This window comes from Paenibacillus sp. N119s, assembly GCF_059447605.1.
The window spans coordinates 1-9111 of record NZ_JCAJRU010000205.1 but is presented as its reverse complement, the minus strand read 5'-3'; the positions used below and the strand labels follow the sequence as shown (position 1 = coordinate 9111).

Annotated in this window: 9 protein-coding genes; 3 read left to right on the top strand and 6 right to left on the bottom strand. The window is 42.5% G+C overall.

Going from position 1 to position 9111, the window contains the following annotated elements; translation table 11 throughout:
• Positions 1-70: 70 nt before the first annotated feature.
• Positions 71-1207, bottom strand: a complete 1137-nt coding sequence (locus tag AC5V8P_RS19830; protein WP_064796172.1) for a polysaccharide deacetylase family protein — start codon at positions 1205-1207, stop codon at positions 71-73.
• A gap of 510 nt (positions 1208-1717) precedes the next feature.
• Positions 1718-2311 (bottom strand): hypothetical protein, encoded by a 594-nt coding sequence (locus tag AC5V8P_RS19825; RefSeq protein ID WP_064796173.1) that lies wholly within the window; start codon positions 2309-2311, stop codon positions 1718-1720.
• A 262-nt stretch (positions 2312-2573) separates the two neighbouring features.
• Here AC5V8P_RS19825 and AC5V8P_RS19820 point away from each other — a divergent pair, with 262 nt between their 5' ends.
• On the top strand, positions 2574-3158 hold the full coding sequence (locus AC5V8P_RS19820) for a helix-turn-helix domain-containing protein (RefSeq protein ID WP_064796259.1): 585 nt from the start codon (positions 2574-2576) through the stop codon (positions 3156-3158).
• Positions 3159-3444: 286 nt separating this feature from the next.
• Here AC5V8P_RS19820 and AC5V8P_RS19815 read toward each other — a convergent pair whose 3' ends face one another.
• Both AC5V8P_RS19815 and AC5V8P_RS19810 read right to left on the bottom strand, forming a co-directional pair.
• Positions 3445-4533: a GntR family transcriptional regulator gene (locus AC5V8P_RS19815; RefSeq protein WP_064796174.1), complete on the bottom strand. Its 1089-nt coding sequence runs from the start codon at positions 4531-4533 to the stop codon at positions 3445-3447.
• A 183-nt stretch (positions 4534-4716) separates the two neighbouring features.
• The gene (locus AC5V8P_RS19810; protein WP_064796175.1) at positions 4717-5868 is read right to left on the bottom strand and encodes a sn-glycerol-1-phosphate dehydrogenase; all 1152 of its coding nucleotides are present in this window, start codon (positions 5866-5868) and stop codon (positions 4717-4719) included.
• A gap of 168 nt (positions 5869-6036) precedes the next feature.
• Here AC5V8P_RS19810 and AC5V8P_RS19805 point away from each other — a divergent pair, with 168 nt between their 5' ends.
• A complete protein-coding gene (locus tag AC5V8P_RS19805; RefSeq protein WP_063213058.1) occupies positions 6037-6240 on the top strand; it encodes a hypothetical protein in 204 nt (67 codons plus the stop codon).
• Between the two features lie 107 nt (positions 6241-6347).
• Here the strand turns inward: AC5V8P_RS19805 and fabV are convergent, their stop codons facing one another.
• On the bottom strand, positions 6348-7517 hold the full coding sequence (gene fabV / locus AC5V8P_RS19800) for an enoyl-ACP reductase FabV (RefSeq protein ID WP_064796176.1): 1170 nt from the start codon (positions 7515-7517) through the stop codon (positions 6348-6350).
• Between the two features lie 218 nt (positions 7518-7735).
• On the bottom strand, positions 7736-8092 hold the full coding sequence (locus AC5V8P_RS19795) for a winged helix-turn-helix transcriptional regulator (RefSeq protein ID WP_064796177.1): 357 nt from the start codon (positions 8090-8092) through the stop codon (positions 7736-7738).
• 195 nt (positions 8093-8287) lie between these two features.
• Here AC5V8P_RS19795 and AC5V8P_RS19790 point away from each other — a divergent pair, with 195 nt between their 5' ends.
• A complete protein-coding gene (locus AC5V8P_RS19790; protein WP_064796178.1) occupies positions 8288-8818 on the top strand; it encodes an NAD(P)H-dependent oxidoreductase in 531 nt (176 codons plus the stop codon).
• The last annotated feature ends 293 nt before the right edge of the window (positions 8819-9111 follow it).

Below are 9111 nucleotides of genomic sequence, written 5' to 3'. Positions count from 1 at the left end.
AAAAAAACAGGCCACCCTCTCTCAAAAAAATTGAAGTAGGGTAGCCTGCTTTTCTTTCAAGTTTATTCAATTAACGGTGGTCGTTCCAAAAATTAAGCGGAGTCAGATTATCATTCAACGGCTCGAACGAATATCCTTCTTTCTGCAAAGCCGCCATAATTTGTGGAAGCACCTTGATTGTAGATGGCTTATCATGCATCAGAACAACTGGCGTTCTGCCTTGCTTTTTCAGTCTCTTAATATCACTGAGGACCGTCTGTACAAAATGCTGCGGATTTTTAGTATAACGCCAATCATTGGAATCTATGTTCCAGTCCCAAATATGATAGCCTGCACCCGTCAGTTGATCGCGGTATGCTTTCTTCAAATACGGTTTGCTGCCATAAGGTGTACGAATCAAAGAAGTGCGTTTTCCTGTGGCTTTAAACAAAATCTCATTATCCTGATTCATCTCTGCCAGTGCTGCTGCCGGGGATGCATAGATCTTTTTCACCTGGTGTGTCATCCCATGTAGGCCCAAGCCATGCCCTGCGTCTACCATTCTCTTCATCACTGCGCTATGTTGGCGAATTTCAGGCCCTAGCATGAAGAACGTAGCCTTGGCATTATATTTGTCCAGAATATCCAGCAGCTGCGACGTATGCGCTGTAGGACCATCGTCAAAGCTCAAATAAATGGTGCGGCTGTTAGGCTTGGCATTTCCCGTATTGCCTGTATTGCTAGTTTTGCCTGGCTTTACAAATTCGTATTGCTTAATTTCCGCCGCGAATGTATTCAAAAACTGAGCATCAGACAAACTAGCGTTTGCATTCTGAATTCGATACACATTACTCGAAGGAATCGTAATAGTGAAGCCAAACGCATCGGTCAAAGTGCGAATCGGCACCATCATACGTCCTCCACGCTCAAACACATCACCTTTGTTTAGTTCCAGCGTAAAGCTGCGATTATGTCCAGTCAGCACCAACGTGTTTCCATTGGCCGAAGTAGAAATGCCCATCTTTTGCCCCAATGTAACGATCGGAACATACAACTTATCATTTTCCATTACAGGCTTAATCGTATTCGAATCTAGCAACACATCATTGACCCCCAGCAAAGGAGCCTTCGCTTGTGCACTCGCTGTATTCGTATGTATACCCAGCAAACCCAAACAACAGATTGCCATCAAGCATACAGCCATCCATTTTACTTGTAAAAACTTCATCCATTACACCATCCTGTGCTGTATTTTATAATGTGCGGGAGCTATCTCTAGCTTGTCTATGAAGTTATACAGACATGACGATATAGACATGGCAATATAGACATTCACTCAACATATAGAACATAAACGCATCTCAACCGACTGAACCGGACGTCTTTTTGGCCCCCTATACATATTAATAGATTACCAGACTATAGTAGGTAAATATAGTAGAACAATTTGAAAACAATCTCGCAATCCATCTTACCAAATAAGTTACAAAGTTGTGAATAAATCGACTGAGTTTAGAAGAATAAAAATAGAATGGATTGTATGCCTTCTCCTGTGAAAAAGCTATATACCTCAAATATCATAGTTATATTGCCAGATTTATAGAGTTATATGGGACGCAAAAAAGCACCTGAAATCACCATAAGGAATTTCAAGTGCTTTATAATTTTGTTTTAAGTAACTCGTATAGTCGTCCTTTGCAGCTTTGATAATGACATCATATACACGCGTTTTTCCTTATTACTTGGCATCAGGAAAATTATCCTTGATTGGCGGGGTAGAGTCCCAGCTTATCAGTTTAATATGGTACTTAGCAAGTAATTCATTTGAATTGGAAAATTGAGTGTTAATAGTCCTTCCATCATTTTCAAAAACCCTTCCATCTTTTTTAATGATAAAGCCTTCTTGTTCAATAAATATAGAGTCAGCAGCAGTTTGCTTATACTCGTAAGTACTATCCAAATCACCCATATAGTACTCTGCAACCCCTGGATGATAGGATATTTCTATTCTACCATTTACTTTTAATAAAGGTAGATATCTACCTCCACTGGATAAACTTTCCTTCCATTTACGATATTTTCCGCGAGCTTCATTTGAACCAATGCCATCATATTCACATATTAAAGTATCTTGAATAACCTTTCGTTGCCCGTTAATTTCATATTCCAAACGAAATGGAAATTTCTCATATGCGATTTCAGGAGGCGAAGGATTAGGTTCTAATTGAATCCCTATAAATATTAGAAGCCAAGGTAAAGCAATGAACGCTATGATTGCAAATGCCAGCAACAACGGAATGCTTAGAAATAACAATGTTTTTTTCACTTTTATTTAAGCCGACCTCCTTCAAGGCAATTTTATTTCTCTCTGTATATCCTTACAATCGTAAGAGAAGAACATATTACCTTCATTTCCATAAAAACGTCACATTTTAATATATCGACACCTTAAACTTCCATTTTTATAGGTCGAATGGACCCAATTTTCCATAATCCGGTTAAGCCCATGGGATTAAAAGAAAATCAGGAGAGGAGTCACTTGCAAAGCCCCCTTTGGGTATAGTAGTATGTGTTTAAAAAAAATCGGAGGATATATGCCTAAACAACAAGACAAACATTCCATTCAGGCGTGGTCTCTGATCAATCGCAAATATTTGGGAAAAGGCGTGCGTGTCAAACGTTTTCGCAAACCAACACGCTGTCAAGTACGCAATCGCGTTCTACTTGCCGTTTTGATGGCTAATGACATTAAACTGTCCCAACTTGCCGAGGAGCTTTCCATTTCCTCTCGCAGCGTCAGCGCGTGGGTATATGAAGGTCGTATTCCCGGCAACACTAATCTGGAAAAGACGTGTAACACACTTGGTTATCCACACCATATTCTATTTAATGAAGAGGTTATCCGGCGTTCACCGCTCATTTGTCAACCATCACCGTCCCGTTTTATGAAACGGACTGTAACCCGTTCTCCGGTTAAAAACCGGATTTTGGCGGGTTTGTGCATGGTACATGATATTTCGGTGACCGATGTCAGTCATTGGATTGGCGTTCACCCGGGTACATTTCGGAAATGGTTGCATCAGGGTACCGTTCCTTCACAAACCTTCCAGGATCAGGCGGAACAGTTTTTCCGTATTCCAAAATCCATTTTGTTTGCTGATGCCATGCTGAAAAAGTAACAATGTCCTTTAAAACGAAACGATTGAAATTTTCATGAAAGTCTTTGAAAGGAACGCATTACCATCTTTCAACCATAAGGCTTTCACATCATGTGATTCACAGAAATATAAAATTAAAAAAGCACAGTCTGCCGGTTTCTCGGCGCACTGTGCTTTTTAGATAACAAAACAGCCCATTTTCTGCAATCCAGAAAACAGGCTGTTCGGTACGGGGAGTAGCATGCCACCAACAATTCAGCGTCAAGACCAAGCGATTAATAGCCCTATCTCAAGATCCTTCGGATATTCACTGAGCCGGTCCCGTGGATTCACGTACAATTAACTCTGGCGGTATAATCCACTGACGCTCTTCTTCACAATACCCTTTTTCTTCAATCATCGATAACATCGTATCGGCGGCACGTAACCCCAATTCTTCCTTGGGATGCCGAATGGTTGTGAGTTTGATTTCCGTGGCTGTCGCCAAAAACGAATCATCAAATCCAACCAATGATAGATCAGCGGGAATACGCAGGTCTGCCGAACGTACAATATCCAGCAGACGCACCGCCAGTTCATCATTGTAGGTCACCCATCCAGTCGGACGTTTCCCTGCCTCCATCGCCAGCAGCTGCGATGCGCGTTGTAACGGGAGTTCATTTTTTTCTTCAGTCCGGTACGTCGTTACTGCATTCGGATGTAACGTCACTCCATATTTACGGTGAGCAGCTACAAACCCCTTCATCCGCAGAATTCCTTGCATATCATCGGTTTTGAAAAATCCGGCCAATCGCCGGTGCCCCAGCTTGATCATATGCTCTGCTGCCAAAAAACCACCCTTTTCATCATCCAAGCGCAGACAAGGTGCATCCATCTCCTCATAACGCGCATTGATCATTAAATAAGGGATTTGGCGATTTTCTACGGTTAGATAATAGTTCAAATTGGGATTACGTTCTCCGCTTTTGGTCGGCTCAATAATAATTCCGCTCAGTGGTTGACTCAGCAGCATCTCCAGGCACTGACGTTCTTGCTCAGGGTCATTGCCTGTGCTTGATAGCAGCAGCTTGTAGCCTTGACGGCTTAGCTTGGATTCAATTCCCTGTACAATGGTTGGAAAAATATAATCCGATATATAGGTCGTAACGACTCCAATCGTCCGTGGATCTTCGGGTTGCTTATGATCCCGGGCTGCAACAAAGGTTCCCTTGCCCTGTTTGCGAAACAGCCACCCTTCCTGTACCAGCTCACCCAGCGCCTGACGCACCGTTTGCCGACTAACTGCAAATTTTTCAGATATTTCGTGTTCAGAAGGCAGCTGGCTTTGCGGCTCCAGTTTGGATGAATGAATCCATGATAAAATTTCCTGTTTTACTTGTATATATTTGGGCGCCATAATTTCCTCCGTACTTGCTATATCATGTACCTATTCGTATTCCGATTATAGCATATCGTCCATTTGTACATACAAATGTTACAGGAGCAGGATATCGTTGTATGGCTGCCAAAGGCGTACTACTCGCAAGTCCCTTCCTTATGCTTAGATTGAGGGGCTAAAAAAACTGGTTTAGACGCACCCTCACGAACGAAGCAACTGGTGTTCATTCATATACTTGAGTCCGGTATAGCGCTCACGCAAAGTATGTGCCGTACGCAAAGCGCGATCAAGCTGTTCCTGTGTAACCCCCAGCTCGGCAATGGTAGACGGCCCTCCAACCTGAGCTAGCCATGCACGCATCTGTTCTGATGTAGGCAAAGTCCGATATACTTTAAAAGCCTCCACATCCTGATTGGCAGCCAATTCTCTATACATGTCAGACAGCAAAGCAGAGGCAACGCCCACTTTGGCACCATGCAAAACTTGCTTGCGCCCCTCTGCAATAAAATCCATTTCAATTCGGTGGGAAATATGATGCTCTCCCCCTGAGGCCGGGCGGGAATGATCAATCAACAACATCGAAATACCGGATGCAACCAGCGCATTCATCAACACCTCGACCCCTGCCTTGCTGCCTGCCGCAATCTCATCCACATGCTCTATACAGGCACGTAAAGCCTCCTCGGTAATTCGGTTAGCCACAGGTGAATACGGCTCGTTTCCCAAATCTCTGGACACATGCCAGTCTGCTAATGAGGTGAACTTACCGAGCATATCGCCAAAACCCGCGGCAGTCATCGTTTGAGGAGCACTCGCCAATACAGACAAGTCAGCGAAGATCGCTTCCGGCGGAACAGCTTGGAACGTCTGCTTGCTGCCGCCCACAATTAACGGGGCACCAGCGGAGGTAAAACCATCTACGGAGGCAGCCGTTGGGACTGACAAGAACGGACGATTCATTTTATAGCACACAAAGCGAACCAGATCGTGAATGGTACCGGACCCAACAGCAAGCACAGCCTGACTCTGATCCGCTACACCCAGGAAAACCTTCATAATATAAGCTTCATCAGCAATCACATCCCCTACAGCATTCGGGGGCAGCCGAACGACCTCAACTGTCAAACCTGCATCACGAATGAATTCAGCTACTTTTTTCCCTGCTGCCGCTGATGTATGCTCATCTTCTACCAGCGTGACAAACCGATAATTTTGTTGATTTAGATAAGGAGCAATGGATTCAAGTGCTCCATCCTGTACCTCGATAAACAATTCAACCTTTCGGTGAAGATGATCAGCGTTACTAGCGTGCGCCTCTTCGTTCCACAGCTTGATTTGCTCATTCATATTCATTTCATCAGCCTCCTGAAAAAGGAATAATTTGTACAAAAAAGATCCATACTAATCAATAGAGTCAGATTGAAAACGATTACTATTTAATTGTACGAACAAGTATAGATCCAAGTCCAGAAAAAACGTACAAGTTACTATTGAACCTAACCATTCGAAAGGAACATGATGATGAAATTTGGAACAGACATTGCCTGTGCACTCGGGTTACTGGCAGGTACAACGTTTGGCAGTGGTATTGCTTTTTTGTTCGGCTGGCAAGCTTATCGCGCACTGACTTCTGTTACGGTCTTTGGCATTGCAGGGATTATCATTACCATTGCCGTTTTTCGCTTATTGCACCATAAATCGCTTTCTACGTCCAATTCTCGATGAATTTTGTTGAAACCAGCCCAGTTAAATTGGATTGCTTACATAAAAAAACGGGTCTCATAAGCCATTGCAGCTTGTGAGTACCCGTTTTTAATTTGGAACCTATTTATTTAAACTTCTGGGTCAACGTCCAATTCATAATCAATTTCATCAAATCCGAATCCAAACAATTGAAGGAAATCCAGACGGTATTGTTCAAGATCACCCAGTTCGGATACGTTTTCGGTAGTAATTTCAGACCAAGCCGCTTTAACAGCTTGCTGAACATCCTCTCTCATTTCCCAGTTATCCAGACGAATGCGTCCTTCTTCGTCCGTTTCCACAGTGGACCCACTGTATAGCGTCTCAAACAGACGTTGCGCCTGCTCAATACATCCCTCGTGCAGCCCCTTTTCTTTCATGACCTTAAACAGTAAGGAAATATACAGAGGTACTACAGGGATTGCTGAACTGGATTGTGTAACCAAAGCTTTATTTACTGAAACATAGGCCTTCCCATGATAAGGCTCCAGTTGCTTTGTTAAAGTATGTGCTGTGGCTTCCAAATCATTTTTAGCTTGGCCAATCGTTCCTTTACGATAGATAGCCTCTGTAATTTCAGGACCAATATACGAGTAAGCCAGTGTGGTTACTCCTTCAGCCAGCAGGTCGGCTTCTTCCAACGCTTTAAGCCATAAGGACCAGTCTTCGCCACCCATGACTGTGATGGTGTTCTCAATCTCTTCCTGCGTAGCTGGTTCGAGTGTGATTTCCGATACAACACCCGTATTCGTATTCACCGTTTTATTCGTAAACGGCTGTCCGATCGGCTTGAGAACGGAATTAAAGGTTTCACCTGTATCTGGATGGGTCCGCCGTGGTGAAGCGACACTATACACGATCAGGTCTACCTTGCCCAGTTTTTCCTTGACCAGCTTCAACGTCTCCTGCTTAATTTCATGGGAAAAAGCATCTCCATTCATGCTTTCTGCTATGTAACCAGCTGCTCTGGCCGCTTTTTCGAAGGCCACTGTATTGTACCAGCCTGCCGAAGCCGTACGTCCCTCTGAAGCAGGACGTTCAAAGGATACTCCTATAGTGTCAGCTCCCATACCGAAGCTCGCAGCAATGCGGGAAGCCAGTCCATAACCTGTGGAGGCTCCGATCACGAGTACCTTTTTAGCTCCTTGTAGTGACGTGCTGTCTTTGATGTAGTCGATTTGGCGATTAACATGAGCCGCACATCCTGCAGGATGCGCAGTCGTACATATAAAACCACGAATTTTCGGTTTAATAATCATTGCAAGGGTCCCCCTACTTTGGCATTCATTTAATATTGATGGAATGGTTGTCCAGTCATAACTATATTACAAATCAGCTTGCGGCTCAACATATAACATAGTCTTGAAGGTATCCGTTCATATACTACGACAACAGACATCCCCAATCTACCGACTCTATGATAAAAAAGAAAATCGCCGTAAACATCATAGTCTACAGCGCTCTTTCACTCTACTATTCATTTTGACTCACTTTCTAGCAACCGCACATCTTCTCCTTGCTGCTGTCTTTTTTTGATATTCGATCTTCCCCAAGTACACATTAAATCAATTATTTCATTTGCTGTTATACCATATTCTGTTATATAATATTCCACTTTTGGAGGCATTTGATTATACACATGTCTGCCAACGATGCCATCCTTCTCAAGTTCACGAAGCTGCTGTATAAGAACCTTTTGAGAAACCCCTGGAATACTACGCTGTAATTCACTTGTCCTCTTTCTACCAGACATTAGTAAGCATATGATTAAGGATTTCCACTTACCTCCGATGATCTCAAGTGTTGCTTCTATGCCTAAATTATATTGTTTCATACGACCACCTCTTCAACGCAAAATAACTAAGTTGATCTGATTAATTCTATAATCACATATCTTTACTCTAAGTACCATGCACACTTTCTAGTAACTATATTACTTTATTGTGTGTATTTACTTTTTTTATAGCGTACAGAATAATAAGACGTATCCCAAAAAGCAAATGATGCTATGTAAGAAAGGTGATTTATGATGAAAACTCTCGTGATTTTAGCACATCCGAATATTGAAGATTCCAGAGTAAATCAAAGATGGAAACAAGAATTACTTCAATATACCAATGAAATTACAATTCATGAAATTTATAAAGAGTATCCAAACTGGAACATTGATGTTTTGAAAGAACAAAAGTTACTTGAAGCACACAACAATATCATATTTCAATTCCCTTTATATTGGTATAGTTACCCTCCTTTATTAAAAAAGTGGTTTGATGATGTTTTTACGCATGGATGGGCTTATGGTTCAAAAGGTGATAAGTTAAAAGGAAAGAAACTAGGGATCGCCATGTCGATTGGTGATAAAAAAGAAAACTACTTATCTACTGGTTCCGTTACATTTACGGTAGATGAAGTTATAACCCCTTTTAAAGCAAGCGCAGTACATGTTGGCGCCACGACATTACCCTATTTCGCTGTCTTTGGAGCCTCGTTTCAAGCAAGTGATGAAGACATTAACCAGAGTGCGAAGGACTATATTAAGTATATAATCCAGTATAAATAAAATAGCATTTACACGCAGCATTTTAAGCATATAAAAACAGGCTCTTGGTGGCATTCGGCCAATCCAAGAACCTGTAAATGTTAGGTATAATGCGGTCAATTCGAGACGTTTGAGAGAATTCGGAGGCTGGTTAAAGGACGGGAAATTGTCTCGGGTTCCTTATACGACAGACTGTTCCCGGTAACTGTTCAGGAATGTAGCAATTCGCTGCAGCCCCTCCTTCAAAATAGCTCTTGGACATGCCAAATTAAGACGAATGTACCCATGTCCATTATCAACAAACATGCTCCCAT

Excerpts from the sequence above, each read along its gene's own strand:
- AC5V8P_RS19830 (WP_064796172.1), bottom strand. The coding sequence starts at position 1,207 with ATGAAGTTTTTACAAGTAAAATGGATGGCTGTATGCTTGATGGCAATC.
- AC5V8P_RS19820 (WP_064796259.1), top strand. The coding sequence starts at position 2,574 with ATGCCTAAACAACAAGACAAACATTCCATTCAGGCGTGGTCTCTGATC.
- AC5V8P_RS19815 (WP_064796174.1), bottom strand. The coding sequence starts at position 4,533 with ATGGCGCCCAAATATATACAAGTAAAACAGGAAATTTTATCATGGATT.
- AC5V8P_RS19810 (WP_064796175.1), bottom strand. The coding sequence starts at position 5,868 with ATGAATATGAATGAGCAAATCAAGCTGTGGAACGAAGAGGCGCACGCT.
- AC5V8P_RS19805 (WP_063213058.1), top strand. The coding sequence starts at position 6,037 with ATGAAATTTGGAACAGACATTGCCTGTGCACTCGGGTTACTGGCAGGT.
- fabV (WP_064796176.1), bottom strand. The coding sequence starts at position 7,517 with ATGATTATTAAACCGAAAATTCGTGGTTTTATATGTACGACTGCGCAT.
- AC5V8P_RS19795 (WP_064796177.1), bottom strand. The coding sequence starts at position 8,092 with ATGAAACAATATAATTTAGGCATAGAAGCAACACTTGAGATCATCGGA.
- AC5V8P_RS19790 (WP_064796178.1), top strand. The coding sequence starts at position 8,288 with ATGAAAACTCTCGTGATTTTAGCACATCCGAATATTGAAGATTCCAGA.